This window comes from Brucella pseudogrignonensis, from assembly GCF_002252525.1.
Taxonomy (GTDB): Bacteria; Pseudomonadota; Alphaproteobacteria; order Rhizobiales; family Rhizobiaceae; genus Brucella; species Brucella pseudogrignonensis.
Genome location: NZ_NNRM01000041.1, coordinates 23,621 through 50,435, shown reverse-complemented (window position 1 = coordinate 50,435; position 26,815 = coordinate 23,621). Strand labels below are relative to the sequence as shown.

Below are 26,815 nucleotides of genomic sequence, written 5' to 3'. Positions count from 1 at the left end.
GCGCCCGGGCTTTTTTCACTGCGGGGCTTGCCTTGATAAGTGAGAGCATGGTGAAATAGCGGTTAATATCGCGATTGCCCGTAGAGATGCTCTCATGTACAAGGCTGTCCTTGAGATAAACTTGCAATCTGCCTTGGAGTTGCCGGTTTCTTGCGGCAAGGGTGAAATAGAAGCCTTTGACGAAAAGAAAATCGACAGGCGTAAAAGAAGTGGCGCTAATGAAGATTGAAGGACGAGTTCTGGTATTGATGACGGCGGTTGCGGGTCTCGCACTGTCTGGATGTGTATCGTCGCCGACCTACGGAACCGACAAAACGGCGAGTGCGCAGCTTCTCGACGACGTGTCGAACATGGCTAGCTTCGGTCAGGGCAAGAAAAAAGATAGGATCGATTACAAGCCGCGTCCTGATCTTGTGCGTCCTGCACAGGGTGAAAAGGGTGCACTGCCTGCTCCGCAGGAAAGCGTTGCAAGCGCAGGCGATCCTTCGTGGCCAGAATCACCAGAGCAGCGCCGTAAGCGTCTGCGTGATGAAATCACCGCAAATCGTGACAACCCGAACTTCGTTTCGCCTGTTGAGCAGGACGTAGCGGTTGCCAATAATCTTCGCGCTTCGCTTCCAAGCGGTAACAGCCGTCGTGAAGATTATGAATCCCGTACGCCCACTTTTGATCCAGCAAGGGTTGCTGAGCTGAAGAAGCAGCGAGAAGCGCAGACGCAAGGCTCGTCAACGACACGCCGCTATCTGAGCGAGCCGCCGCTTGCTTATCGCCAGCCAGCTTCGACCGCAGCTGTAGGTGAAATGGGCCAGGATGAGTCGCAGAAAGAACGCGAGCGTAAGAAAGCTGCTGGTGGTGGTGGCAAAAGCTGGCGCGATCTGCTCCCTTGGAATTAATATTATAGTATAATTTTTCAAAAATTAGAAAGCCGGAAGAGAAAATCTTCCGGCTTTCTTTTTGTTGTTTGCTTTGGGGTTTGTCATCAAAATGACTTTGTTTTGTTATGTTCAATTCCAAATATTAAATATTTTTAATGTTGGCTATTCTAAACAATATTTGATTTCAATCAACGAAACCATTCTGGCAGAGCGTATCCTACTACTTTTCGGGATGTAAGGTACAGTAATGCACAACACAAATCAGATTTGGGATGGTCCCAATGGTTACGGCGTCATCAGTCGTATGTTTCACTGGCTCATGGCCGTCCTTTTCCTGTGGCAGTTCATATCTGCCATACTGCGTATTCTTGTGAAGGACAGTGCGCCCTATAGTTTCTTCTGGTCTGCGCATTACACAATTGGCTTCTCACTGCTGATACTGGTGTTGTTGCGCGGTGTATGGGGATTGCTGAATTTCTCAAGGCGCCCGCATAAAGCAGGTGTAATGGGTAAGCTTGCGGGTTTGGGGCATTTGGCGATCTATGTGCTTATGTTCGCCGTTCCGGCGCTTGCACTATTGCGCAGTTACGGAAGTGGCCGCGGCTTTTCTGCATTCGGCATTCAGATATTCGAGCAGACAGGTGTGCAGAATGCGGCACTAACCGCTCCGGGCAATGCGGCGCACGGTCTTTTGGGTTGGGTATTGCTCGCTGTAATTGTTGGCCATGTGTTCATGGCACTGGTGCATCATTTTGCGCTGCGCGATAATACGCTGCGTCATATGACTGGCCACCGGGCTGTTACAGCGGTTCCAGTTAGAAATGAATCGTTGGAACCACTGTAACTGTTTGTTTTTACGCATTATCCGACGCAAAACCGCTTCGCACTTTTGCTGGAAATGCTATAACTGAGCCGGGCTATCGCTTCTCGCGAAAAAACGCCCTGAGCAGTTTCTGGGATTCTTCTTCGGAAAATCCCGCATAAACATCAGGTACATGATGGCATGTGGGCTGCGTGTAAAAGCGTGGTCCATATTCAACGCCGCCGCCCTTCGGATCGGCCGCACCGTAATAAAGCCGTCGAATGCGAGCGAAGGAAATTGCTGCCGCGCACATCGCGCAAGGCTCAAGCGTTACGTAAAGATCGCAATCGGGCAGGCGTTCGGATTTGAGAAATTCGCCCGCATGTCGGATTGCAAGCACTTCCGCATGGGCAGTGACGTCGTTCAATTCGCGGGTTCGGTTGCCCGCGCGGGCGATAATTTCTCCGTCATGCACGATGACCGCGCCAATCGGCACCTCTCCGCGCAGAGCTGCAGATTTGGCCTCTTCCAGTGCGATCTGCATTGGATTTGCCATAATTGGGGGTGAAATATCTGCAACCTTTTTCAAGCCAACCTCATTTCATGGCCAAGACAGGGAAATTTCGCTCGCAAGCTTATGAGCGATTTGTTACTGCATAAGTCACGAAATCAAAACCGATTTACGAACGGATTTATACGGCGTTTTTGACCGGACAGCTCTTTCCCAGTTTCAAAGGGGCGAAAGACGACACGGCGGCGCTGCTGAAAGGCCAATACCAGATGAGCACAGAAGACGACAACAAGGGCGGTCGACGTCCCCCGCATGGACGTGGCGAAGGCCGCGGTGATCGCCCCCGCGGTGACCGCCCAAACGGTACGCGTGGCGAACGCGGCGAGCGACGCTCCGGCCCCCGCGACGATAATTTTCGCGATGGCAAGTCCCGCGATGATCGGCCTCGCCGTGACGATGAACGCGGTGCGCCGCGCAAATTTGGATCGCGCGACACGCAGGATGGTGAAGATAGCGGTGAGCGCATCGCCAAGCGCTTGGCGCGTGCCGGTATTGCTTCACGCCGCGAAGCCGAAACCATGATTGCGGCAGGCCGTATCTCGGTGAACGGCAAGGTTCTCGATACGCCTGCGATCAACGTAAAGCGCACGGATGTCATCACAGTCGATGGCAAGCAGCTGAAGCAGGCCGAGCGGACGCGTCTGTGGCTTTATCACAAGCCTGCTGGCCTTGTGACCACCAATCGTGACCCTGAAGGCCGCCCGACCGTATTTGAAGCGCTGCCTGCCGAAATGCCGCGTGTGCTTTCCGTCGGTCGTCTCGATATCAATACGGAAGGTCTGCTTCTGCTCACCAATGATGGTGGTCTGTCGCGCGTTCTGGAACTGCCGTCGACCGGCTGGCTGCGTCGCTATCGCGTCCGCGCTCATGGCAAGGTCACGCAGGCGCAGCTTGACGAGCTGAAAAACGGCATCGCCGTCGATGGCGTCTTCTATGGCAGCATTGAAGCGACGCTTGAGCGTGAGCAGGGCGCGAATGTCTGGATTTCGATTGGTCTGCGCGAAGGCAAGAACCGCGAAGTTAAGAACATTCTCGGCGCATTGGGCCTTACCGTTGGACGCCTGATCCGTGTTTCATTTGGTCCTTTCCAGCTTGGCGATCTTGAAGAAGGTGGTGTGCGTGAAATTCGCGGCCGCATTCTGCGTGATCAGCTTGGTGAAAAGCTTGTGGAAGAATCCGGCGCAGATTTCGATGCGCCAGTTCTGAATGAATTTTCCAACACCGTTGTTCAGGGCCGCACTGCGCGCGAAATGGAGCAGCGCGAGCCGCGTGAGCAGGAAGGCGAATATCGCCGTCAGCCACGCGAGCGTGAATGGATTTCGAGCCAGCCGGAGCGTCGCAAGCGTCCGGAAAAGAAAGAAGACAAGGTTGAACCGCGTCGTCGTGGTGGTGTGAATGTCTGGATGGCATCCGGCGCACGTCCGCAAGGCGAAAAAGCTGCGGCAGAAAAAGCTGCGCGTGCTACGGCGCGCGGCGAACGCGCAAGCCGGTCTGAAGGCGATTTCAAGTCTCGTCCACGTCGGTTCGAGGATGGTGATCAGCGTCGTGATGAAGGCCGTGAAGATCGTCCGCGCCGCTTTGAGGGCCGTTCAGAAGGACGTTCCGACAGGCCAGCTGGTCGTTCGGAAGGACGTCCGGCAAACCGTTCCCCGCGTGGTGAAGGTGATTTCCAGCCGCGTCCACGCCGTTTCGGCGATGGTGATCAGCGCCGCGAAGAAGGTCGCGAGGATCGTCCGCGCCGTTATGAAGGTCGTTCCGAGGGCCGGCCAGAGGGTCGCGGCCCACGTCCGGAAGGTCGCGATGATCGGAAGCAGGAACGCCGTCCGGGCAAGCGCGAACGCGCCGAGTTGAAAGCTGAAGGCGGTGAAAGATCATCGGGTGGCTATGAAGGTCGCAGCTTCGGCAAGCCTTCAGCTCCGCGCGGTGAAGGCCGTTTTGGTGGTGGAAACGCTGATCGTGGCCCACGCAGCAGCGGACCGCGTTCTGGCGAAGGTCGCGGCCCATCGAAGGGTCCGGGTGGCTTTGGCAAGGGTCCGGATCGCGGCGGTTCAGGCGGTAAGCCGAGCAACGGTCGATCCGGCGATGGAAAGCCACGCGGTGGCAAGCCAGGGGGCAGTGGTGCGGATCGTCGGCGGTAAATTCCGCGGACGCGCGCTCGTAACTCCTGCAACAAATGCGATCCGTCCAACGACGGATCGCACGCGCGAAAGCCTTTTCAATATTCTTGCGCACAGCTTTCCCGATAAGGTGGATGGCGGTCGCGTGCTGGATCTCTTCGCGGGGACCGGCGCGCTCGGGCTTGAAGCGCTTTCTCGCGGTGCCCGCTATGCGGTCTTCGTTGAAGAATCTGCGGAAGGTCGCGGCATTCTTCGCCAGAATATCGAAGCTTTCGGTCTTCAGGGTCAAACCAAGGTTCTGCGCCGCGATGCCTGCAAGCTTGGTGAAGCGGGCACGATGGAGCCCTTCGATCTGATATTTGCTGATCCACCCTATGGTCGCCGCATGGGGGAAAAGGCTCTTTTATCAGCATTGGAAGGTAGTTGGCTTAATCCTGACGCACTTATCGTGCTTGAAGAGGAAGCAGAAGCATCGCTGGAACTGGATGAACGATTCGTCGTTCATGAAGAGCGGAATTATGGTGGCACCATTATTCGTCTCATTCAGTTGAAAGCGCATCCCGAAAAAGTGTGAAACTGTTTTCGGATAAGATGTGCGCGGAAGCAGATAATCAGGGCGCTGATCTGACGAAGTGAGATCAAAAGGCGCTTTGATAGGGCTAAAGATTTATCCGGACCCGGGCGACCGGTTTCGGAATTGCGTTAAATTCGATAGCATTTTCAGCAAAAGTGCGAAGCGATTTTGCGTCGGATAATGCGTAAAAACAAACAGTTACAACGGCTCCAACAATTCATTCTTCACTGGAACCGCTGTAAATACAGGTCTTGCCGCTCGCCAGACATCTCAAAGCTGTCAGGGCGGAATGAAACTGATTGGAGATGTCGTTTGGTGCATAACCCCTCACTCCGGCACTATTTGTTGTCCACCGCCCTTGGTTTGGCGCTGGCTCTGCCACTTGCAACAGGTTCGGTTCGGGCGCAGACGCCTGCACCGGCTGTAGCAACCGAGGCTGCTCAGCCTGCAGAACAAGCAAATCTGCCAGAAATCACGAAATCCGAAGATATCAGCAGCTTCACGCTGGAAAACGGCCTCAAGGTCGTCGTTATTCCGGATCACCGCGCGCCGGTGGTTACGCAGATGATCTGGTATCATGTCGGTTCAGCTGATGAGGCGCCCGGCGAATCCGGCATTGCGCATTTTCTTGAACATCTGATGTTCAAGGGCACCAAGACCTATCCGGCTGGTGAGTTCTCCGCGAAGATCGCAGCGATCGGCGGTCAGGAAAACGCGTTCACCTCGTATGATTATACGGCCTATTTCCAGCGCGTTGCACCGGATGCGCTCGAAATGGTGATGGGCTATGAATCGGATCGTATGGCCAATCTGGTTCTTGATGAGGAAGCTGTCACGACTGAGCGCGAGGTGATCCTTGAAGAGCGTCGTATGCGGGTGGATTCAAATCCCGCAGCGATGTTGATGGAAAACACCGACGCTGTGCTGTTCTACAACCATCCTTACCGCGTGCCGGTTATCGGCTGGCGGCAGGAAATGGAGAAGCTCAGCCTGAAAGATGCGGTTGATTTCTACCAGCAATATTACACGCCGAATAATGCGACACTGGTTATTGCCGGTGACGTAACGCCGGAACGCGTCCGTGATCTCGTCATGAAGACCTGGGCCAAGATCCCGAAGCGTGCCGATGTTCTGCCGCGTGAGCGTCCGCAGGAGCCGGAAAAGCACGCAGCGCGCGTTGTGACGTTGCATGATGATCGCGTGAGCACACCGTCGTTCCGCATGTCATGGCTGGTGCCGTCTTACTCCAATGAGAAGCGCTTCCCTGATGTGAAAGCAGGGGACGCCCCGGCGCTTGATCTGCTGAGCGAAATTCTTGGTGGCTCGCTCCGCTCGCGTCTTTATCAAGAACTGATCGTCAAGCAGGGCATCGCATCCAATACCGGTGCCAGCTATGATGGCGACCCGCTCGATGACGGTACATTCTCGGTTTACGGTTCTCCGCAAAACGGCAAGACACTGGCCGATGTTGAAAAGGCTGTCGATGCCGAAGTTGCCCGCATCATTAAGGACGGTGTGACACAGACCGAACTTGATCAGGCACGCAATCGCTTCCTCAAGGCCGTGACATTTGCGCGTGACAGCCAGTCCGGCATGGCCCGAATTTATGGTTCCACGCTGTCCATCGGCATGAGTATCGAAGATATTCAGAAATGGCCGGATGTGATCAAAGGTGTCACCGTCGAGCAGATCAAGGATGCGGCAAGCCGCTATCTGGTCAAGGACCAGTCGGTGACGAGCTATTTGCTGCCGCCTGATACCGAACCTGAAAATGCACGCGAAAATCCAAATGCTGCCGCTGGCAATGACGAGAATGGCGCGGGAGGAGCAATCCAGTGAGCAAAGCTATTGCGTTGAACGTTAATCGTGCAAAGACCGCGATGATGGCACTTGCAACATCGATGATGTTGCTCATTATTTTGAACCTGCCTGCAAATGCTATCGAAATTCAGGAAGTTGTCTCACCAAAGGGCATTAAAGCCTGGCTGGTTGAGGACAATTCTGTCCCGCTCGTTTCGATGCGCTTCTCGTTCAAGGGCGGCACATCGCAGGACCCGGGTGGCAAGGAAGGTCTTGCCAATCTGATGACCGGCCTTTTTGACGAAGGTGCAGGCGATCTCGATTCTGACAGCTTTCAGGAACGCATCGATAATCTCGGCGGCGAGATGAGCTTTACAGCTTCTCCTGATTCCGTTTCGGGTAGTATCCGTATGCTGGCTGAGAACCGCGACGCGGTCAGCGATCTTCTGGCGCTGGCTGTCAATAAGCCGCGCTTTGATCAGGATGCCGTTGACCGTATTCGCCAGCAGGTTGTTGCGAGCCTTGAGGCTTCGCAGCGCAACCCTTCGACCATTGCTTCGCGCAAATTCTCGGAAGTTCTGTACGGCAACCATCCTTATGGTCGCCCGGATGAAGGTACGGTCAAGTCGCTGCAGTCGATCAGCCGCGAAGACCTCGCCACATTCCATCGCAAGAACTTCGCTCGTGATCGCCTGACCGTCGGTGTTGTGGGTTCGATCAATGCCAAAGATCTGGGTGAGATGTTGGACAAGGTGTTTGGCGATCTGCCTGCAAATGCAGAACTGGTGCCGGTGCCGGATGCGAAACTCGCGCTTGGTACGACAACGAGCCTAAGCTTTGATATGCCGCAGACATCGATCAGCTTCGTCTATCCGGCAATCCCGCGCAAAGATCCTGAGTTCTTTGCAGCTTACCTGATGAACCACATTCTTGGCGGCGGCTTCACCTCGCGTCTTTATGCGGAAGTGCGTGAAAAGCGCGGGCTGGCCTATTCGGTCTCGTCATCGATGGCGCTGCGCGACCATGTATCGGCGCTGACGATTTCAACAGCAACCCGCCCTGAAAAGGCACAGGAATCGCTGAAGATCATCCGTGAACAGGTCGCAGCCATGGCAAATGACGGCCCGACTGAAGCGGAGCTTCAAGCTGCCAAGAGCTATCTCAAAGGCTCTTATGCGGTGAACAATCTCGATTCTTCTGTGTCGATTGCCGACACGCTTGTTGGTCTTCAGGAAGCTGGTCTTGATCGTGAATATATCGACAAGCGCGCTGAATTGATCGATGCGGTGACGCTCGATCAGGTGAAGGCTATTGCCAAAAAGCTTCTGGAAGCAGAACCTGCAATTCTGATTTTCGGGCCTGCGCAGTCCTAACACTTAGGTAAAACAAATATTGGAGCGCGCCATGGAAGCGCTCCAATACGCCGTGAGGAAAGCTTCATGGATATAAGCATACCCACATCTCCGCGTATCGCGGTCGCATTTGGCGGCGGCGGTGCTCGCGGTATCGCGCATATCCATATTATCGAAGTGCTGGATGAACTCGGCATCAAGCCGGTGGCCATTGCCGGTTCATCCATCGGCTCGATTGTCGGTGCCGGAATGGCAAACGGAATGAGCGGCCAGGAAATTCACGAATATATGGCGGCGATTTTTAATCGCCGTTCGGAAGTTGCGCGCCGCATGTGGCAGGCGCGGCCTGAACGCTGGGTGGAGCTGCTGAAAGGCGGTTTCCGCGTTAGCCAGTTCAACATTGAAAAGATTCTGGAAGTTTTCCTTCCTGCTTCTCTGCCGGAGAACGTGGAAGAGCTGAAAATCCCGATGAGCATCACGGCCTCGGATTTTCACGCAGCACTTGAGCTGAATATCGAGCAGGGTGATCTGCGCTCGGCGATTGCTGCTTCCTGCGCCATTCCGCCTGTCTTCCGGCCCGTGCGCCGTGGTGGACGCATTCTGGTTGATGGCGGATTGCTTAATCCGGTTCCGTTCGATCTCCTGTTCGATAAAGCCGATATTGTTATTGGCATCGACGTCGTGGGTGCGCCTGTTGGCCCTGATGACTACATGCCGACAACGATTGAAGCGGTGATGGGTGCAAACCAGCTAACCATGTGCTCGATAATCGAGAACAAGTTCCGCAATCGTCCGCCGCATATTTTCCTGCGTCCGAATGTTGAACGGATTGGCCTGCTCGACTTCCTGAAATTCGAGCAGATTCTGTCGCAAAGCGTCGATATCCGCGAAGAACTGAAGATCGCACTCGATACGGTTTTAAGCGGCAAGCCTAAAGCCGCCGCTTCCTGAGCTCAGAGCGGTTTCAGCGAATACTGAATCATTGGAACCGCTTCGCACTTTTGCCGGAAGTGCATTATTCAGCCGCAACTGCCGCTGACGGCGTACCCTCATCAACATTTGCAACCGCATCGATATTGTCGCCAGCCTTATCGATGCGCTGGCCTTCGCGGGTTGGCTTCACCAGAGGTTCAGGCGTTACCGGCTTGTTGAACAGCAGGTGACGGCCGGCCATGATGCCTTCCGAAGCCTGAACATGCAGCCGGTCTTCGTCACGCTGCCTCACATCTTCGCGAATAGCATAGGCATTGGCCTCAGACAGACCAAGCCCTTCCAGCGTGCGCTGACCAAAAAGCAGACCTGATTCAAAGGTTTCACGCAGTTCATATTCCACGCCCTGAGCACGCAGCTGCAGCGTATGTTCGCGGTCATAAGAGCGAACAAACAGACGTACATCTGGATATTCCGACTGGATCAGATTGACGATCCGGTTGGTGATTTCCTTTTTATGCGTGCAGACAGCGACAATCTTGGCATGGCGGATACCGGCGGCTTCAAGCACGTCCTTGCGGGTGCCGTCGCCGAAATAAATGCGGAAGCCGAATTTGCCCGCAGCCCTCACACGATTGGGCGAGTTGTCGATAACAGTCACGTCGATGCCACCAGCGAGCAATATCTGCGCGGAAATCTGTCCGTAACGCGAAAAGCCGATCATCAGAACGTCAGAGCCAGCGCCTTCGAAGTTCTCTTCGATAACATCTTCCGTCTTGTCCTTAATCAGCAGTTTTGAGCCAATGGCAACTGAAAGCGGGGTCAGCGCCATCGAAACAGTGACAGCTGCAACCAGTTCTGAACTCAGTGCATTGGAAATCACCGCAGCCGCGGCAGCGGCTGAAAACAGCACGAAGGCAAACTCGCCGCCCTGCGGCAGCAGGAATGCCACGCGGATCGCATCATTGTGGTTTGAACGGAAGATGCGGCACAGCACATAGGTAATCGCCGCTTTCACAATCATGAAAATTGGAACCGCGATCAGGATTGTCTGCCAGTATTGCAGGATAACGCTCAGATTGAGCGACAAGCCGACAGCGACAAAGAACAGGCCGAGGAAAATACCGCGAAATGGTTCGATGTCTGCTTCCAGTTCATGACGATAGGATGATTCTGCGAGCAGAACGCCCGCAATGAATGCACCCATGGCCATGGAGAGACCTGCTGATTCCAGCAGGCTTGCCGACCCAAGCACAACAAACAGCGCTGCTGCGATCATGACTTCGCGCGCACCCGTATTGGCAATGATCCGGAACATCGGATTGATCAGATAGCGACCCGCGATGACAAGGGCTGCAATCGCTGCAATGGCTGTTGCCAAATGAAACCCTGCAGTCATTTGCGAGGGTTCGTTGGGCGACAATGCAGGAATGATCGCAAGAATCGGGACGATTGCGAGATCCTGAAACAACAGGATCGCGAAAGCGCGCTGTCCATGCTTCTGGTTCGTTTCTGCACGATCTTCCAGCACCTGCATGGCAAAGGCTGTTGAAGAAAGCGCCAAGCCAAATCCGATGATGATGGCTGCTTCTGTGCTTAATCCCGCCAGATAGACGCCCAAGGCTGCAAGGGCTGATCCAGTCAGCAGAACCTGTGCAGCGCCCAATCCAAAAATTGAATGTCGCAAAGCCCATAGGCGCGAAGGCTTCAGTTCAAGGCCGATGATGAACAGAAGAAAGACGACGCCGAGTTCCGAAAAATGCAGCAGTTCTTCGCCGTCTGAGATCAGGCGGGCAACTGGACCGATCACGATGCCGGCTGCGAGGTAGCCCAGAACTGTGCCGAGCCCAAGCCGCTTGAAGAGGGGCGCCGCAATAATTGCACCACCCAGAATCATCAGAGCCTGTAAGTAGAGACTTCCGCCAGTTGCGACCATTTTATGCTCTTGGGTTATGCTTTGGAATTCGAAGAATGTGAGGGCTTGCCTTGAAGCCCCAGCATTTCGGCAATATAGGAGTACGATATGGCTCTAATCAGTCCGATGTCGAATAATTTGACATAAGTTTTTGCAAATTCCGATTACGGCTGTTTACATAGCGTGGCTCCATTCTGGCGCCTTCTTAGCCTCTCAGTCTTGGATTATATAATGATTTCAGATAATTCGCCGGGTAAACTTGTCGACCGTGCAGCGCAGCTTGTTGCCGCTGCAAAGCGTGCCGGTGCCGATCATGCTGACGCAGTTGTGATCCGTGCCCGTTCGGTCAGCGTGTCGGTTCGTCTTGGCAAGGTAGAGGGAACCGAATCGTCGGAAAGCGACGATTTTTCATTGCGCGTTTTCGTCGGTCGCCGAATTGCCAGTGTTTCTGCAAATGCGGGCAGCGATCCCGACAGATTGGCTGAGCGTGCCGTTGCTATGGCGAAGGTCGCGCCGGAAGACCCCTTTGAGCAATTGGCCGATCCTTCGCTTCTGGTTACGCAGCCGCGCGATCTCGATCTTTTTGACGCGACACAGATCGACACAGCACGCCTGACGGCTGATGCACTTGCCACAGAAGAGGCGGCGCGCGCGGTTGCAGGTGTCACCAATTCCGGCGGTGCAGGCGCTTCGAGCAGCATGGGCGGCCTTGTGCTGGTCACGTCCTCGGGTTTCGCAGGCGAATATGCTGCCACGCGTTTTGGTCGTTCGGTATCCGCGATTGCAGGCGAAGGCACCAAGATGGAGAGGGATTATGATTTCAGCTCCCGCCTTCATTTCGCTGATCTTGATACGCCTGAAAATATTGGCCGACGCGCGGGTGAACGCGCAGTTCGTCGTCTGGGCGCACGGCAGGCCAAAACCGGTCCGGTCAATGTGGTTTTCGATCCACGTCTGGCGCGCGGTATTGCAGCCCATCTTGCCAGCGCTATCAATGGTGCATCGGTTGCCCGCAAGACCAGTTTTCTGCGTGACAGTTTAGGCAAGCAGATTTTGAAATCAGGTATCAGCGTTACGGATAACCCGTTGCGGGTTCGTGGTTCTTCGTCGCGTCCGTTCGATGGCGAAGGTATTGAAGGCCAGCCGCTTACGATGGTCGAGGACGGTGTGCTTAATCATTGGCTGCTCTCCGGTTCGAGTGCCCGCGAGCTGGGCCTTGTCGGCAATGGTCGTGGCGTGCGTTCGGGCTCCGGCGTGTCGCCTGCCTCAACCAATTTTGCGATCGAGCCGGGCTCGGAAACGCCGGAAGACCTGATCCGGTCTTTGAGAACAGGTTTCTATGTGACGGAAGTTTTCGGGCAGGGCGTCGACATGATTACCGGCCAATATAGTCGCGGTGCATCGGGCTTCTGGATTGAGAATGGCGAACTTGCTTATCCTGTGAGTGAAGTCACAATTGCTTCTAATCTCAAGGATATGTTCCTCAATATGACGCCTGCATCCGACATTGACCGGAATTTCGGGATGACTGCACCCACCCTTGTGATCGAAGGCATGACCCTTGCCGGAAATTGAGAAACGAAAAGATATCCAGAACGAGCTTGAACTTCTGCGCCATGCGGCGCGAGAGGCAGGCCGTATTGCCATGCGCTATTTCGGGCAATCGCCGGAGGTCTGGCTGAAAGACGGGCAGTCGCCGGTCAGTGAAGCCGATCTCGCGGTTGATCGCTATCTCAAGGAAGTGCTGCTTGAAGCGCGTCCCGATTATGGCTGGATTTCTGAAGAAACCGCGGATGACCGGGTGGCTGCGAAACGACGACGCGCATTTGTGATCGATCCCATCGACGGCACGCGCGCTTATATCGGTGGCCAGTCCCAATGGTGCGTGAGTGTGGCGATTGTGGAAGACGGCAAGCCGATTGCCGGTGTCTTGCAATGTCCGGTGCTAAATGAGGTCATTGAAGCGGGCAAAGGGTTCGGTGCATCGCAGAACGGTTTGCCGATAAGTACCCGTTTGCCACAAGATGGCCATAAAATTGCCATGGCTTCGGCAAAAAGAATGGTGGAAATTCTGCCAGAAGCGTGGCGTGATCGCGTGATTTTGCACCCATATGTGCCTTCTCTTGCATATCGCATTGCGATGGTTGCACGGGGTGATATTGCCGGTACCTTCATTCGGCCAAATTCACATGATTGGGACTTGGCCGCAGCTGATCTCATTCTGAGTGAGTCGGGCGGGGCACTCTTGACCGATGGTGCTGAGCCTCTCATCTATGGTGGGCCGACGCTGCAGCATGGTGCGCTGGTAGCCTCCAGCGGAAACCTTTTGCAGGAAATGTTGAGTGTTGTCGCGGACTGGCCATTGAGCTAATCATGCGGCGAATAAGTTTGTTTCAAGGGATATTGTCATGAGTGCCGAAGGCGACAAAAAGCAGCTTCTTCATCTGGTATTTGGCGGTGAGCTGACCAAGCTCGGAACCGTCCAGTTCCGCGATCTCGACAATCTCGATGTCGTTGGGATTTATCCAGATTACGAATCTGCAAAGACGGCCTGGAAGTCCAAGGCGCAGCAGACAGTAGACAACGCTCATATGCGTTATTTCATTGTGCATCTGCACCGCTTGCTGGACCCGGAAGGCGTAGACCTGAAGGCGGAATAAGCGCCTTTTGTCTGCACCGCGCGAAGATCATATGGCACAGGAAAAAGATGCCCCGGTGAAGACCGGTGCACGTACCCGTTCAGACAGTGCTGGCAAGCGGTTGTGGCGTCGCATTCGCGGCCCACTCGCTCGCTCAGCCTTTGTCCGCACGGCATTGGTACAATTGATTTCCAGCTATATGAAATTCGTGAAGTTGACGAACCCACTTATTAAGGGTTCCGCTGACCCCAAAGTCTTTTTGATCGAGAACAGCCCTTCAATCGTTACCTTTTGGCATGGCCAGCACATTATGGCGGCTGCCGTGCGCCCGCACAATCTTGAAGTTGTAGCAATGTTCTCGCGGAGTGCGGATGCTGAGCTGAATGCGCGTGTTGCCGAAAAATTCGGATTCATCACTGTGCGCGGTTCCGGTGGCCGTGGCGAAGGAAACTCCGCCAAAAAGGGTGGCGCGCGCGCACTGCTCACACTTAAAAACGCATTAAAAAAAGGGCAATCGGTTTCGATGATTGCCGATATTGCCCATGGCAAAGCGCGTGAAGCGGGCGAAGGAATTATTTTGCTGGCCAAATTGTCAGGTCGGCCAATTATGCCTTGCGCTTATGCTTTTTCTCGCAATCATGTCCTTCAGAAGACGTGGGACAAGACCACAATTCCATTGCCATTTGGACGTTCGACAATAGTCTACGGAGAGCCGGTCTGGGTGGATGCAAATGCCGATGAGGCAGAACTGGAAGAAAAGCGCATGGAACTGACGCGCCAGCTTAATGACGCGACGACCAAGGCCTATGGCGCATTGGAGACGAGCAAATGAGTGAACGTTGGGCACGAAACATGCTGTCGGCCTATCGTATGCTCGGCTCTGCCGCCTATCCATTCATCGGAACTTACATTTCCTATCGTGCCTCGCGGGGCAAGGAAGAGCGTGTGCGGCGCGGCGAGCGCTACGGCAAGACTTCCATTGCAAGACCGCAAGGCCCGGTCATTTGGGCTCATGCTGCAAGTGTGGGTGAGTCGGTGGCGATGACGCCGCTGATCGAAAGCATTGCTGCAACCGGCATTCATATCGTCATGACGACGGGGACGGTCACGTCCGCCAAGCTCGTTGCCGATCAGCTGGGCAATCAGGTCATCCATCAATATGCACCGCTTGATCTGCAACCCGCCGTCAACAATTTCCTCAATCACTGGAAGCCAGATCTCGCAATCGGCTGTGAGTCGGAAATCTGGCCCGCAACGGTTCTTTCGCTTGGCGCGCGCCATATCCCACAGGTACTCGTTAACGGTCGCCTGTCGGATCGATCCTTTGCCGCATGGCAGAAACGACCGGAACTTGCCGAGGCACTGTTTGAAAATTTCGCGCATGTGATTGCGCAGTCCGAGCTTGACGGTGATCGCTTCCGCGCGCTTGGCGCAAGACCCGTAAGCGTTTCGGGTAATCTAAAGGTTGATACGGCGCCCGCACCTGCTGATCCGGCAGCGCTCGCAACATTGCAGCGCCAGATTGCCGGACGGCGGACCTGGGCTGCGATCTCCACGCACGATGGTGAAGAAGAAATCGCTGCCGAAGTGCATCAAATGTTGAAAGTGCGCTATCCGCGTCTTGTTACAATCATTGTCCCTCGCCATCCAAATCGGGCACCGGAAATCGAAGCCATGCTTGGCGCAAAGGGGCTGAAAGTTGCAGCACGCAGCCGTGGCGATGTGATTGAAGCGGATACGGATATTCTGCTCGGCGATACGATTGGTGAAATGGGCCTTTATCTGCAGCTCACCGAAATCGCCTTTATCGGCAATTCGCTGACCAAGGAAGGTGGGCACAATCCGCTAGAGCCCGCCATGATGGGGACAGCCGTACTCACAGGCAAGAATGTTCAGAACTTCCGCGAATCTTTCCAGCGTCTCATCAAAAACGGTGGCGCGCGCGTGGTGAAGGATCGCAACATGCTCGCTGGCGCGATCAATTTCCTTTTCAACAATCCGCAGCATCTGCGCAGCATGATCACCGCCGGTGCGAATACGGTGAAGGATATGCGCGGTGCGCTCGATCGTACTCTGAGCTCGCTAGAACCCTTCATTCAGCCGCTGATCCTGCAGGCGCAGTTACCGGGCAATCGCAGTGAAGTGCCGTTCATCAATGGCGGCATCTGAGCATGGCGAGCGAGGCACCACCCTTCTGGTGGGATAAGCCTAACTGGCGTGCTTATGGTCTGGCGCCGCTATCCTGGATTTACGGAGCCGTTGCGGTTCGCAGGCTTCTTAAAGCCGAGCCACCCAAAGTCCCTGCACCTGTTCTTTGTATCGGTAATTTCACGGTCGGCGGTGCTGGTAAAACACCGACCGCTATTGCCTTTGCAAAAGCTGCAAAGGAACGCGGTCTGCATCCCGGCATCGTTTCGCGCGGTTATGGAGGCAATTACAAGGGCCTGCATATCGTTGACCCGTCTGCGGATAGCGCGCGCCATGTCGGTGACGAACCGCTACTGCTTGCACGACATGCTCCAGTGGCGCTTTGCCCGGATCGGCTGAAATCGGCATTGGAGTTGCATCAGCGCGGCTGCGATTTCATCATCATGGATGATGGGTTTCAGAGCGCGCGCCTGCATACCGATTTTTCTCTGCTGGTGGTGGATTCAACACGCGGTATTGGAAATGGCAAAGTCATTCCGGCTGGTCCATTGCGTGCTCCTTTGACGGATCAGATGCGCAAGACAGACGCTGTTCTGCGAATCGGCAAGGGTGCAGAAGCCGATTTTGTTGTTCGACAGGCTTCGCGTGCCGGGCGTGCCGTCTATGAGGCGCAGTTGCAGCCTTCATCATCGGCTGACGTTGCAGGCAATCGCTGGCTGGCTTTTGCGGGAATCGGCAATCCGTCCAAGTTTTTCGCAAGTGTGCAGCAGGCAGGTGGCGAAGTTGCGGAAGGGAAAACCTTCCCTGATCACTATAGCTATCAACCGGACGATATCGCCAAGCTGATTGAAACGGCAGAAAAGCTTGGCGTCGGTCTGATCACGACAGCCAAGGATCATGTGCGCCTTGTAACAATGAGCGACGTTCCGAATGCGTTTATTCGAAATCTTGCCGTGCTGGATGTTGATCTGGCATTTGAACGCAAAGACGCAATTGGCCGTATTCTTGATACGGCAATCGAGCGTTTCAAGGTCCGCTCGATTTAGAGCGCATCCCGAAAAGTGCGAAGCGGTTTGCGGAACAAAATGTGCGCAAAAATAGTTCGATAGCGCATTCTCAACGATTCAATGAAAGCCGGAAATGCTCTAAGCTTTCTTGCGGCTGCGCAATTCGGGATTGAGTTCAAGCTCACGCTCATACGAAATAAGCCCCGTTGCATAGGCTTCCTGACGAGCAACGCTCCAATATTTCAGCTCGTCGAGCGGAATTTGTGTGCTTGTAACCGCGCAGACAACATAAGAGCCGTGCTTTACGATTTCAAAATCGCCGTCGAGATAACGCAGCACTGCTTCTGACGAGCGCGGGGATTCAAATCTGTTCATTTTGTTGTTCCTCAGAGCATGTGTCCTATCGGAGTGAAATGAGGATCGATAAGATTATGCTTCATGTAAATAGGTTTTAGAGCGCCGATCTGATTGAGACAGATCGAAAGGCGCTCTAATCTCAGAAATGTTCTAGCGCCTTCCGAACAATCGTTCAATATCGGTGAGCTTCAGCTCAATATAGGTTGGGCGTCCGTGATTGCATGTGCCGGAGCCGGGCGTCGCCTCCATATCGCGCAGAAGCGCGTTCATTTCTTCAGGCTTTAAACGACGACCCGAGCGCACGGAACCATGGCAGGCCATAGTCGCCGCAACATGGTTGAGCATAGCTTTGAGACCATCGGACGTATCATGTTCGGCAACTTCATCGGCCAGATCGCGGATGAGCTGCTGCACGTTCATTTCGCCCAGCATGGCGGGCGTTTCACGGACCGCGATAGCACCGGGGCCAAATTGTTCTATGCCAAGCCCGAATTTTGCCAGCGTTTCGGAATGCGCGGCGAGCCGTTCGGCATCCTCTTCAGGAAGATCAACGATTTCGGGAATAAGCAGCATTTGCCCGGCGATCGGACGCGAATGCAGCGCGTTCTTCAAGGCTTCATAGACAAGCCGTTCGTGTGCCGCGTGCTGATCAACGATCACAAGACTGTCTTCGGTCTGAGAGACGATATAATTTTCGTGAATCTGAGCGCGTGCTGCACCCAGTGGCTTCTGCATCTGCTCGACCGGTGCTTCAGCGATTGTCGCGCGTGCATCGGCAGCAGGCATTGTTATCGTTGCAATCGTAGCCTGCTCGTCCTCATGAAACGCAAGCGGGCTGTCAAATTCAAGCGGCTTATGTGCCGGATGGGCCGTCTGCGGCGACCACTCGGATCTCGGAGTGGCCGTTGTCGTTGGACGCCACGCTGGCGCTGCATAATTGTTGGTTGCAGGACGCGGTTGAAACCCCTCTGCACGGAACGCCTGCAACATGGCTTCTGCGCCGCTGGTTGCCGGGCGGATGCCGGATTGTGAAAGCGCCTGCTTGATCGCGCCTACGATAAGGCCGCGCACCAGACCCGGATCGCGGAATCGCACGTCTGCTTTGGCGGGATGCACATTGACATCGACAAGGGCAGGATCAAGGGTGAGGAAGAGAACTGCCACCGGATGGCGGTCGCGTGCGATGACATCGGAATAAGCACCGCGCAGCGCCCCGAAAATCTGCTTATCGCGAACAGGGCGGCCATTCACATAGGCAAACTGATGCAATGCATTGCCGCGATTGAATGAGGGAATACCGGCAAATCCGGCCAGTCGGATGCCATCGCGTTCGGCATCGATATGTAGTGCATTCTCGGAAAACTCCTTACCGAGAATCTGCCCGATACGCTCAAGCGTGGCTTCAGCGCCGGTGCCGGTTGCCGGAAGTTCAAGCGGCGTCCGGTCAGTGCCGGCCAGCGAAAACCGGACATGCGGGAAAGCGATGGCAATGCGCTTTACGACATCGGTAATGGCTGTCGCTTCGGCGCGGTCCGTCTTCATGAATTTGAGACGTGCAGGCGTCGCATAAAAGAGATCGCGCACTTCTGCGATGGTGCCGCGGTTCAGTGCTGACGGGCGAGGGCCGTCCAGATGCCCGCCATTGACTGCAACCTCAAATCCTGATTCCGCATCCTGTGGGCGGGATTTCAGTGTCAGTTTCGACACAGAGCCGATTGAGGGCAGGGCCTCGCCACGGAAACCGAGCGCGCGAATATCATGCACATCATCGGTCAGCTTCGACGTGCAATGCCGTGAAACCGCCAGTGGCAACTCATTTGACGGAATGCCTGAACCATTATCCGTGACACGCAGCAGTGTCTTGCCGCCACCAGCCGTTACGACTTCAATACGGGTTGCTCCCGCATCGATGGCGTTTTCGACTAGCTCTTTGATTACGCTGGCAGGGCGTTCAATCACCTCGCCAGCGGCAATCTGGTTGATAATGGTTTCGCTTAAATGCTGGATCGTCATGCAGCGACTATAGCGGATTCGCGAGCGCGAAGAACCACCATTTGTGCGCCCGGAAGGGCGCACGGCGCTCTAATGATCCAGATCACAATTCGCGTAACACGCTTTTGGATCAGGTGCGGCCGTAAACATCGTCAAAACGAACGATGTCGTCTTCGCCGAGATATTCTCCGCTCTGCACTTCAATCAGTACCAGCGGCAGAATGCCGGGGTTTTCCAGACGGTGTTTGAAGCCGCACGGAATATAGGTTGACTGGTTGGTCGTCAGCAGGATTTCCCGGTCGCCATTGGTGACTTTGGCTGTGCCTGAAACAACGATCCAGTGTTCGGAACGGTGATGATGCGCCTGAAGGCTGAGGCGGCTGCCGGATTTCACCTCGATGCGCTTGATCTTGAAGCCATCGCCTTCTTCGAGAACGGTATAGGTTCCCCAAGGACGATGCGCGGTGCGATGCAGTTTCGCAGCCTCATGGCCCTTCGCACGAAGCTTGTTGAACACTTTGCGGACGTCCTGTGCTTTGTCGCGATGGGCGACCAGCAGCGCGTCCGGCGTATCAACAACCAACAGGTCGTGAACGCCGACGAGGCTGACGAGACGTGTTTCCGAAAGAACAAAGCTGCCGGTTGTATCTTCGAGCACTGTTTCGCCACGCAGGCGGTTGCCTTCAGCATCCGGTGTCACGAGGTCGGCCATTGCGGCCCATGAACCAATGTCTGACCAGCCACAGGAAACCGGGATACAGGCGATATTCTGCGCCTTTTCCATGACGGCATAGTCGATGGAAATAGCAGGTGTGGCTGCAAACTGATCTTTGGCAATCTCAAGTGTCTTGGTTTCGCCGTTGCTTCCGCGACGGGCTGCTTCAAGCGCTGTCTTTGCACCAGCAAGGACTTCTGGTGCATGAACCTGCATGGCGGCAATCATTGTGGCTGCCTGGAAGCAGAACATGCCGGAGTTCCAGTAATGGCGACCACCGTCCACATAGGACTGAGCGGTTATTTCATCGGGCTTTTCGACAAAACGAAGAACATCGGTACCGTCAACTTCGATATAGCCAAAGCCTGTTTCCGGATGATCAGGTACGATGCCGAAGGTGACGATACGGCCTGTTTCGGCAATGGAGCGGGCCTTGCTGACGGCTTCAGCAAATGCGGCTTCATCTTCGATCAGATGATCTGCAGGCATGACCAGAAGGACGGTGTTTTCGCCATAAGCAGCTGCGGCCTGAAGGGCAGCGAGTGCCACAGCCGGTGCCGTGTCGCGCCCAAGCGGTTCAAGCAGAAACGTATTTTCGATTTTGCGTGCGCCCGCAGCAGCATAGGCGTCGAGCGTCAGGAACAGAAAATCGCGGTTGGTGACAGTGAGAATCTGATCCACATCATCAAGATGCGACGCGCGAGCATAGGTTTTGCCGATCAGCGTACCGCCATCAGGCAGTTCGATAAATGGCTTGGGATGTGCGTCACGCGAAAGCGGCCAAAGTCTGGAGCCTGAGCCACCGCTAATTATAACCGGAATAAAGCTCATTTGCTGTTTGCATCCTTCGTTGCGTTGCGGGCGATTTCAAGTCCCATGGTCAATAGTTTTGCGGCCTGTTCTGCATCAGAGGCTTCGACATAACAGCGAAGTTCCGGCGCATTGCCTGATGCACGATAATGCACCGCATTGCCTGACGCAAAAAACAGCTTCACGCCGTCGATTGTTTCAAGCCGTATAACGTTATCGCTGGTCGGGAAAAGATGAATGCGCGCGTCTTCCTGCGTAATGACGGAAAGAAAGGCCGCGCTTTTTTCCTGCGGTACGTCCTGCAGCCGATCGCTCAAGGCCACACGGAACCCATAGCTTTTCGCGATTTCAGAAAGAGGTTTCTGCGTTTCTTTCATCGTGCAAAGGCAGGCCAGAATAGGCAGAAGCGCATCGCGTGTCGGCAGCGCTGAAAGTGCATGGCCTGATTTTTCAACCGTGCTGCCGAGAAGCACGCCACCATTGGCTTCAAAGCCGACGACTGCATTGGCTTTTTCGCTCAAAGCTTGTTCCATGCCTGAAATGACATAGGGCGAGCCGACGCGGGTACGCAGCACGCGGGCAAATTTTCCGCATTCTTCCAGTGCTGCATTCGACGTTACGGGTGTGACGATTGTATCAGCGCCAGCCCATGCAGCTGTAATCGCGCCGACAAGATCGCCTCGCACAAAGTCACCGTGCTCATCGGCGATCAGTGGACGATCCGCATCACCGTCAGTCGAGACAATAGCGTCAAAACGATCCTGCTTGGCCCAGTTCGCAAGGAGCTGAATATCTTCAGGGCGCAGCGCTTCCGTATCGACAGGCACAAAAACATCCGAACGGCCGAGAGCGACTGCATCTGCGCCAAGCTCACGGAGGACTTTCATCAGAAGATCGCGTGCAACCGACGAATGCTGATAAACACCGACTTTCAAACCGGAAAGGCTGTTTGCTCCAAGAAGCTTGGTATAGCGTTTTGCATACGCGTCGAGCGCTTCTGCGCTTACGGGAAGATTTGTTGCTTTGCGTGGTGCAAGGTCTGCCGGAAGCTTTGCGTAGGCCACGCTGATTGCGGCTTCATCATCCTTATCGATCTCGCCATCGCGACGATAGAATTTAAGCCCGTTGCGATCATCCGGAATATGACTGCCAGTGATCATAATGCAGGGCGCGTTCTGCGAAATCGCGAAATAGCTGAGAGCAGGGGTGGGTAGCACGCCGCAATCGACAGGCTTGAAACCGGCATCTTCGATGGCGCCCATTGTGAGGGCTGCAATGTCGGGGCTGGAGGGCCGCAAGTCCTGGCCGACGAAAACCTTATCGCCCGGATGCAGGCTGCCTTTTGCTGCCAGCATGTTAACGAAGGCAAGCGAATAGGCATAGGCAGGCAATCCGTTGAGCTCGGTTGCTAGGCCTCGAAGGCCGCTTGTGCCGAATTTGAGGGAATTACCTGTCATACCGTGCCCGACCCCGTTTTTCAGATGAAAATCAATCTACTGCGACTTCTCCTATCGCGTATATTGCAGACTGTTTCAATTGCTGCGTGTTGATGTGGTTATCGAGAACTTTCCGTTTGGAGGATCGATCCCGTTGCATCAGGTCGATCCTCGTTTCAATCCAATAGTACTTATGCTTGAGAGCGGGCTTTGATCTGATTGGATCAGATCGGCGCTCTAGAGCATTTCCTGTTTTGATTGAGTCATTGGAAATGCTCTATCCATTTATTTTTACGCGCATCTTTTTCCGAAAACCGCTTCGCACTTTTCGGGATGCGCTCTAAACATAATCCCGATGGGCGGGCAGGTTTAGGTCTGGCAGACTTTCAGCCTGCGTCACCGCACGGGCAACGGCCTGTGCCATCACGGTTGCGGCAATCGCACCAATAGCCGTTACATCAGCTTCAACACCAGTTGCCTTGCCTGTCGAGAGCGCAAAGATGGTATCGCCATCCCACATTGTGTGGATCGGGTTAATCGTTCGCGCAAAGCCATCATGCGCCATACCGGCGATTTTCTTAAGTTCTGCCTTGTTGAAAGGGACGTTGGTTGCAATTGCACCAATGGTGGTGTTGGCGCCGCCAGACTTGACGACATTGCGACCCTGCATGATCGAATCCATGATATTGCGGAAGCCCTTGCCGTCTTCATTACGCGCGCCCGCCAGAATTTGCTGCGAATTGGGCGCATAGACATCGCCAACAGCATTGACCGCAACAATCGCACCGACCACGACTTCGGTGCCCGGCACCTTGTAGCTTGCCGTGCCGAGGCCGCCTTTCATGGCGTAGTCCATGCCGAACATTTTGCCGACGGTGGCACCTGCACCTGCACCGATATTGCCTTCGCCGGATGCTTCTGCTTTAGCGGCCTTACAGGCAAGATAGCCCGCCTCTTCATCCGGGCGGATAGAAAAATCACCGACGCCGAGATCCATGAGGATCGCTGCTGGTACAATTGGCACAACGCCTTTGCCAATCTTGAAACCGAGATTATTCTCTTCAAGATAGCGCATAACGCCAGTCGCGGCACTCAAGCCATAGGCACTGCCACCAGACAGCAGAATGGCCTGTACCTGTTGAACATAATTGATGGGGTCAAGAAGGTCGGTTTCGCGGGTTCCGGGGGCTGAGCCGCGCACATCGACGCCAGCAGTTGCACCTTCTTCGCAGAGCAGAACCGTGCAGCCGGTCGGGCGCTTTGTCAGTGTGTGATGGCCGAGTTTGATTCCCGGTACATCACTGATGCTTCCGCCCATAAGTTCCAGCATATCTTGGTCTCCCCTACCTGCCGCTGATGCCTGACCGACTATGAAGGGCATTGTTCCAAGCCCTGCAAGCGTTTTTGCGAATGTACGTCTGTCCATTTTTTCTCCCCCTGAAATGAATAATCAGTCGATAATTACAGCATAATTCCTTAAAATTGAATCAGTCGTAAGTAAAATTATGCTGTAAATATAGAGTGTTGGAGCGACCTTTGTGCGCCCAGGAGGGCGCTCGACGCTCAAGTACTATAGATTTGAAGCTCCCATCATTTGTGTCGCACTTACGGTTAAGAACTTCAAATCCGCAAACCTCACCAGATTCAAAAATTTACTGGCCTGATTCCAACATTTGCTTCCCTCGGTTCGTGTGCTGAGCAAATGTTGGAATTAAAAAGGCCGCTAGGCTCTATCTTTTGCGCGACGCTGACGAAGCACGTCGGCCACAAAAGTGCGCGACAATGCATGATATAGCGGTTCATGCGAAATGAGCCGTGCCGTACCATAGCCAAGCATGGAAGCGCACATAAGCGGGATGACATTATTATGGTTACCGGTCATTTCCAGAATGATGACAAAGGCTGTCATCGGGGCTTGAACGACACCGGCGAAGTATCCGGCCATACCTAAAACCGCGGCAAGGCTGGCACTCGTTCCCAGCACGAGACCGATTGTGCTACCGAGGCCAGCGCCGACTGAAAGCGAAGGCGCAAAGATGCCGCCGGGAATGCCGGAGGCCATGGAAAGCAGTCCCGCAAGAAACTTTTCTATAAAGTAGAAGGGCGGCAGTGAAAGGCCTTCAACTGCACTGCGAGCCTGATCATAGCCGGTGCCAAAGGTGGCTCCACCTGATGTTATGCCGATAATTGCAATGATAAAGCCGCATGTGCCAGCAAAAAGGATGCTATTACGCAATGGTGCTTTCTGCATCAACCGACGTGTTTGCTTGGCAATACTCAGCGCCAGTGCACTGAAAATTGCACCCAAGGCACCGCCAATAACGCCACAGGCGATCACCAAGACCCATTCAATGTGTGTGGTAACGGTGACGGTTGTCAGGCCGAAATAATTATAGTTTCCAACCAGTCCAAGTGATGCGAGGCCAGCAAGGATCACAGCTGAAAGAACCAGCCCGTTGGTCCGTGCAGCATAGGCACGCCCCATTTCTTCAATGGCAAAGACGATGCCCGCAAGCGGCGTGTTAAAAGCTGCCGCGATGCCTGCTGCTGAGCCCGCAAGGATCAGGCCGCGGGCTTGTTCCATGCCGCCAAAGCGGGCGGATTGTAACATGATCGATGCGCCGATCTGGACGGTGGGGCCTTCACGCCCGATAGATGCTCCGCAAAAAAGCCCCATAATTGTCAGCAGGATTTTTCCAAAAGCCACTTTGATGGAAAGCAATAATGAACGGTCTTCGGGGTCGGTCAGATGGCGTGCCGCTATTGCTTGCGGAATACCGCTGCCGCCGGAGCCGGGAAAATAACGCAATGCGATCCACGAACAGAGCATGAAACCAAGCGGCGTGATGATGAGTGGCAGCCAGTTACGCCAGCCACTCTCGCTGCTGTGGGTGATTGCTTTGAACCAGTCCTGAGCAATATCTGCCGCCTGGGCAAAGCCAACGCTGATCAATCCGATAGCAATTGCGCCGCACCAGAATACCAGTCTTGGCTTCCACAAGCGTGACGACAACCACATGGCTCGTGACCGGCGAATGAGCGGAACACGTCTATACGATTTACGCATAATGCCCCTTTCGGGCTAATCGCTTTAATTATGGGAAGGATTTATCATGGAAATCGTTATCAGTAACTGAAACTTGTAAGTAAAAGACTTTCCATTTGGTCATAAGCATGTTACCAGCCGGTGCCAATTCAACCTAGTAACCCAGACACGTCGCTGCTCCCGAACATATTCCGGAGAGGCGGCTTTTCTTATTCAAAGGAATTGGCAATGGCTAAAATCGTGGAATCGCCCACCGGCGCTCTCGCTCTCACATTCGATGATGTGTTGTTGCAGCCGGGCCATTCCGAAGTGATGCCAGGTCAGGTTGATCTGCGCACCCGCATTGCTGCAGACATCGAACTCAACCTGCCACTCCTTTCCGCCGCTATGGATACGGTCACGGAATCGCGCCTTGCTATCGCAATGGCACAGGCTGGCGGTATTGGTGTTATTCACCGCAATCTCACCCCTGAACGTCAGGCTGAAGAAGTCCGTCAGGTGAAGAAGTTTGAATCCGGTATGGTTGTGAACCCTGTCACCATCGGACCGGACGCAACGCTTGCCGATGCACAGGCGCTTATGAAGGCGCATCGCATTTCCGGCATTCCTGTCGTTGAAAACGCCACCAAGGGTCCGGGCCGTCTCGTTGGTATTTTGACCAACCGCGATGTGCGCTTCGCATCTGATCCGGCGCAGAAGATTTATGAATTGATGACCCGTGAGAATCTCATCACGGTTCGCGAAAACGTCAATCAGGACGAAGCCAAGCGTCTTCTTCATGCGCATCGCATCGAAAAGCTGCTGGTCGTTGACGATAAGGGCCGTTGTGTTGGTCTGATTACCGTCAAGGACATGGAAAAGTCGCAGCTCAATCCAAATGCTGCGAAGGACGCGCAGGGCCGTTTGCGCGCTGCTGCTGCAACGAGCGTTGGCGAAGATGGTTATGAACGTGCTGAACGCCTGATCGATGCTGGCGTTGATCTTCTCGTGGTCGATACCGCTCATGGTCATTCGCAGCGTGTTCTTGATGCCGTTGCTCGTATCAAGAAAGCTTACCCAAATGTCGCGATCCTGGCAGGCAATGTTGCCACCGCTGGCGGCACGCAGGCGCTGATCGATGCCGGTGCAGATGCGGTCAAGGTTGGTATCGGACCGGGTTCGATCTGCACGACGCGCATTGTTGCAGGCGTTGGCGTGCCACAGCTCTCGGCGATCATGTCGGCTGTCGAAGCTGCACACAAGCACAACATTCCTGTGATCGCAGATGGTGGTATCAAGTTCTCCGGCGATTTCGCCAAGGCACTGGCCGCTGGCGCAGTTGCTGCAATGGCTGGCTCATTGCTGGCCGGTACGGAAGAAAGCCCGGGCGAAGTTTATCTGCATCAGGGTCGTTCGTTCAAATCCTACCGTGGTATGGGCTCGGTTGGCGCCATGGCACGCGGTTCGGCAGACCGTTACTTCCAGGCTGAAGTCCGTGATGAGCTGAAGCTCGTTCCTGAAGGCATCGAAGGTCAGGTCGCTTATAAGGGGCCGATCTCGGCAGTTCTGCACCAGCTCGCTGGTGGCCTGCGTGCTTCCATGGGCTATGTTGGTGCCAAGACACTGGAAGAATTCCGCGATAAGGCAACCTTCGTGCGTATTTCCAATGCTGGTCTGCGCGAAAGCCATTCGCATGGTGTAGCGATCACACGTGAAAGCCCGAACTATCCGGGCGGCATGTAATATCATA

The 26,815-nt window shown here is 54.6% G+C and carries 23 protein-coding genes; 15 read left to right on the top strand and 8 right to left on the bottom strand.

The window, feature by feature from the left end:
• The first annotated feature begins 94 nt into the window (after positions 1-94).
• The 3 genes from CEV34_RS27580 to CEV34_RS18055 all read left to right on the top strand — a co-directional run bounded on the left by CEV34_RS27580 (position 95) and on the right by CEV34_RS18055 (position 1,719).
• Entirely contained in the window at positions 95-229 is a 135-nt protein-coding gene (locus CEV34_RS27580) for a hypothetical protein (RefSeq protein WP_268877856.1), read from the top strand.
• Positions 219-893: a hypothetical protein gene (locus CEV34_RS18060; protein ID WP_007878067.1), complete on the top strand. Its 675-nt coding sequence runs from the start codon at positions 219-221 to the stop codon at positions 891-893. Before CEV34_RS27580 ends, CEV34_RS18060 begins: the two co-directional genes overlap by 11 nt.
• Positions 894-1,122: 229 nt before the next feature.
• Complete coding sequence (locus CEV34_RS18055) at positions 1,123-1,719, top strand: cytochrome b (protein ID WP_007878068.1); 597 nt, start codon at positions 1,123-1,125, stop codon at positions 1,717-1,719.
• Between the two features lie 73 nt (positions 1,720-1,792).
• On the opposite strand, the gene CEV34_RS18050 is transcribed toward CEV34_RS18055, so the two are convergent.
• Positions 1,793-2,233, bottom strand: coding sequence for a nucleoside deaminase (locus CEV34_RS18050; protein WP_007878069.1), 441 nt, complete (start codon positions 2,231-2,233; stop codon positions 1,793-1,795).
• A gap of 224 nt (positions 2,234-2,457) precedes the next feature.
• Between CEV34_RS18050 and CEV34_RS18045 the strand changes: the two genes are divergently transcribed.
• From CEV34_RS18045 to CEV34_RS18025, 5 genes are all read left to right on the top strand, one after another.
• Entirely contained in the window at positions 2,458-4,386 is a 1,929-nt protein-coding gene (locus CEV34_RS18045; protein ID WP_094544245.1) for a pseudouridine synthase, read from the top strand.
• Positions 4,367-4,939 carry a 16S rRNA (guanine(966)-N(2))-methyltransferase RsmD gene (gene rsmD / locus CEV34_RS18040; RefSeq protein WP_039860516.1) on the top strand — a complete coding sequence of 191 codons (573 nt, stop codon included), beginning with the start codon at positions 4,367-4,369 and terminating at the stop codon, positions 4,937-4,939. Before CEV34_RS18045 ends, rsmD begins: the two co-directional genes overlap by 20 nt.
• 315 nt (positions 4,940-5,254) lie before the next feature.
• On the top strand, positions 5,255-6,778 hold the full coding sequence (locus CEV34_RS18035) for a M16 family metallopeptidase (protein WP_039860518.1): 1,524 nt from the start codon (positions 5,255-5,257) through the stop codon (positions 6,776-6,778).
• Positions 6,779-6,819: 41 nt separating this feature from the next.
• Positions 6,820-8,112 (top strand): M16 family metallopeptidase, encoded by a 1,293-nt coding sequence (locus CEV34_RS18030; RefSeq protein WP_083898655.1) that lies wholly within the window; start codon positions 6,820-6,822, stop codon positions 8,110-8,112.
• Between the two features lie 66 nt (positions 8,113-8,178).
• The gene (locus CEV34_RS18025) at positions 8,179-9,042 is read left to right on the top strand and encodes a patatin-like phospholipase family protein (RefSeq protein WP_094544208.1); all 864 of its coding nucleotides are present in this window, start codon (positions 8,179-8,181) and stop codon (positions 9,040-9,042) included.
• Positions 9,043-9,106: 64 nt separating this feature from the next.
• On the opposite strand, the gene CEV34_RS18020 is transcribed toward CEV34_RS18025, so the two are convergent.
• On the bottom strand, positions 9,107-10,957 hold the full coding sequence (locus CEV34_RS18020) for a monovalent cation:proton antiporter-2 (CPA2) family protein (protein ID WP_039860509.1): 1,851 nt from the start codon (positions 10,955-10,957) through the stop codon (positions 9,107-9,109).
• A 210-nt stretch (positions 10,958-11,167) separates the two neighbouring features.
• Between CEV34_RS18020 and CEV34_RS18015 the strand changes: the two genes are divergently transcribed.
• Genes CEV34_RS18015 through lpxK form a run of 6 tightly spaced genes read left to right on the top strand, consistent with a single transcriptional unit; the run spans position 11,168 to position 16,769 of the window.
• Complete coding sequence (locus tag CEV34_RS18015; RefSeq protein ID WP_007878084.1) at positions 11,168-12,511, top strand: TldD/PmbA family protein; 1,344 nt, start codon at positions 11,168-11,170, stop codon at positions 12,509-12,511.
• A complete protein-coding gene (locus tag CEV34_RS18010) occupies positions 12,498-13,307 on the top strand; it encodes a 3'(2'),5'-bisphosphate nucleotidase CysQ (RefSeq protein WP_007878085.1) in 810 nt (269 codons plus the stop codon). The genes CEV34_RS18015 and CEV34_RS18010 overlap by 14 nt, the downstream gene beginning before the upstream one ends.
• Positions 13,308-13,344: 37 nt before the next feature.
• Complete coding sequence (locus CEV34_RS18005; protein WP_007878087.1) at positions 13,345-13,596, top strand: DUF4170 domain-containing protein; 252 nt, start codon at positions 13,345-13,347, stop codon at positions 13,594-13,596.
• A 31-nt stretch (positions 13,597-13,627) separates the two neighbouring features.
• A complete protein-coding gene (locus CEV34_RS18000; RefSeq protein ID WP_039860520.1) occupies positions 13,628-14,407 on the top strand; it encodes a lysophospholipid acyltransferase family protein in 780 nt (259 codons plus the stop codon).
• Entirely contained in the window at positions 14,404-15,744 is a 1,341-nt protein-coding gene (waaA, locus tag CEV34_RS17995; protein WP_007878090.1) for a lipid IV(A) 3-deoxy-D-manno-octulosonic acid transferase, read from the top strand. Before CEV34_RS18000 ends, waaA begins: the two co-directional genes overlap by 4 nt.
• A gap of 2 nt (positions 15,745-15,746) precedes the next feature.
• Entirely contained in the window at positions 15,747-16,769 is a 1,023-nt protein-coding gene (lpxK, locus tag CEV34_RS17990) for a tetraacyldisaccharide 4'-kinase (RefSeq protein WP_007878092.1), read from the top strand.
• 99 nt (positions 16,770-16,868) lie between these two features.
• Here the strand turns inward: lpxK and CEV34_RS17985 are convergent, their stop codons facing one another.
• The 6 genes from CEV34_RS17985 to CEV34_RS17960 all read right to left on the bottom strand — a co-directional run bounded on the left by CEV34_RS17985 (position 16,869) and on the right by CEV34_RS17960 (position 25,107).
• Positions 16,869-17,105 (bottom strand): DUF2093 domain-containing protein, encoded by a 237-nt coding sequence (locus tag CEV34_RS17985; protein WP_007878094.1) that lies wholly within the window; start codon positions 17,103-17,105, stop codon positions 16,869-16,871.
• Positions 17,106-17,237: 132 nt separating this feature from the next.
• Positions 17,238-19,100 (bottom strand): DNA mismatch repair endonuclease MutL, encoded by a 1,863-nt coding sequence (gene mutL, locus CEV34_RS17980; protein WP_007878096.1) that lies wholly within the window; start codon positions 19,098-19,100, stop codon positions 17,238-17,240.
• Between the two features lie 109 nt (positions 19,101-19,209).
• A complete protein-coding gene (locus CEV34_RS17975; RefSeq protein WP_007878098.1) occupies positions 19,210-20,625 on the bottom strand; it encodes a mannose-1-phosphate guanylyltransferase/mannose-6-phosphate isomerase in 1,416 nt (471 codons plus the stop codon).
• Entirely contained in the window at positions 20,622-22,061 is a 1,440-nt protein-coding gene (locus tag CEV34_RS17970) for a phosphomannomutase (protein WP_007878100.1), read from the bottom strand. The genes CEV34_RS17975 and CEV34_RS17970 overlap by 4 nt, the downstream gene beginning before the upstream one ends.
• A 319-nt stretch (positions 22,062-22,380) precedes the next feature.
• Entirely contained in the window at positions 22,381-23,466 is a 1,086-nt protein-coding gene (locus tag CEV34_RS17965) for a P1 family peptidase (protein ID WP_007878102.1), read from the bottom strand.
• Positions 23,467-23,763: 297 nt separating this feature from the next.
• Positions 23,764-25,107, bottom strand: a complete 1,344-nt coding sequence (locus CEV34_RS17960) for a chloride channel protein (RefSeq protein ID WP_039860511.1) — start codon at positions 25,105-25,107, stop codon at positions 23,764-23,766.
• Positions 25,108-25,314: 207 nt separating this feature from the next.
• Here CEV34_RS17960 and guaB point away from each other — a divergent pair, with 207 nt between their 5' ends.
• Complete coding sequence (guaB, locus tag CEV34_RS17955) at positions 25,315-26,808, top strand: IMP dehydrogenase (protein ID WP_007878106.1); 1,494 nt, start codon at positions 25,315-25,317, stop codon at positions 26,806-26,808.
• The last annotated feature ends 7 nt before the right edge of the window (positions 26,809-26,815 follow it).

Coding starts and splice junctions, on each gene's coding strand:
- CEV34_RS27580 (WP_268877856.1), top strand. CDS start 95: ATGTACAAGGCTGTCCTTGAGATAAACTTGCAATCTGCCTTGGAGTTG.
- CEV34_RS18060 (WP_007878067.1), top strand. CDS start 219: ATGAAGATTGAAGGACGAGTTCTGGTATTGATGACGGCGGTTGCGGGT.
- CEV34_RS18055 (WP_007878068.1), top strand. CDS start 1,123: ATGCACAACACAAATCAGATTTGGGATGGTCCCAATGGTTACGGCGTC.
- CEV34_RS18050 (WP_007878069.1), bottom strand. CDS start 2,233: ATGGCAAATCCAATGCAGATCGCACTGGAAGAGGCCAAATCTGCAGCT.
- CEV34_RS18045 (WP_094544245.1), top strand. CDS start 2,458: ATGAGCACAGAAGACGACAACAAGGGCGGTCGACGTCCCCCGCATGGA.
- CEV34_RS18030 (WP_083898655.1), top strand. CDS start 6,820: ATGATGGCACTTGCAACATCGATGATGTTGCTCATTATTTTGAACCTG.
- CEV34_RS18025 (WP_094544208.1), top strand. CDS start 8,179: ATGGATATAAGCATACCCACATCTCCGCGTATCGCGGTCGCATTTGGC.
- CEV34_RS18020 (WP_039860509.1), bottom strand. CDS start 10,957: ATGGTCGCAACTGGCGGAAGTCTCTACTTACAGGCTCTGATGATTCTG.
- CEV34_RS18015 (WP_007878084.1), top strand. CDS start 11,168: ATGATTTCAGATAATTCGCCGGGTAAACTTGTCGACCGTGCAGCGCAG.
- CEV34_RS18005 (WP_007878087.1), top strand. CDS start 13,345: ATGAGTGCCGAAGGCGACAAAAAGCAGCTTCTTCATCTGGTATTTGGC.
- CEV34_RS18000 (WP_039860520.1), top strand. CDS start 13,628: ATGGCACAGGAAAAAGATGCCCCGGTGAAGACCGGTGCACGTACCCGT.
- waaA (WP_007878090.1), top strand. CDS start 14,404: ATGAGTGAACGTTGGGCACGAAACATGCTGTCGGCCTATCGTATGCTC.
- lpxK (WP_007878092.1), top strand. CDS start 15,747: ATGGCGAGCGAGGCACCACCCTTCTGGTGGGATAAGCCTAACTGGCGT.
- CEV34_RS17985 (WP_007878094.1), bottom strand. CDS start 17,105: ATGAACAGATTTGAATCCCCGCGCTCGTCAGAAGCAGTGCTGCGTTAT.
- mutL (WP_007878096.1), bottom strand. CDS start 19,100: ATGACGATCCAGCATTTAAGCGAAACCATTATCAACCAGATTGCCGCT.
- CEV34_RS17975 (WP_007878098.1), bottom strand. CDS start 20,625: ATGAGCTTTATTCCGGTTATAATTAGCGGTGGCTCAGGCTCCAGACTT.
- CEV34_RS17970 (WP_007878100.1), bottom strand. CDS start 22,061: ATGACAGGTAATTCCCTCAAATTCGGCACAAGCGGCCTTCGAGGCCTA.
- CEV34_RS17965 (WP_007878102.1), bottom strand. CDS start 23,466: ATGGACAGACGTACATTCGCAAAAACGCTTGCAGGGCTTGGAACAATG.
- CEV34_RS17960 (WP_039860511.1), bottom strand. CDS start 25,107: ATGCGTAAATCGTATAGACGTGTTCCGCTCATTCGCCGGTCACGAGCC.
- guaB (WP_007878106.1), top strand. CDS start 25,315: ATGGCTAAAATCGTGGAATCGCCCACCGGCGCTCTCGCTCTCACATTC.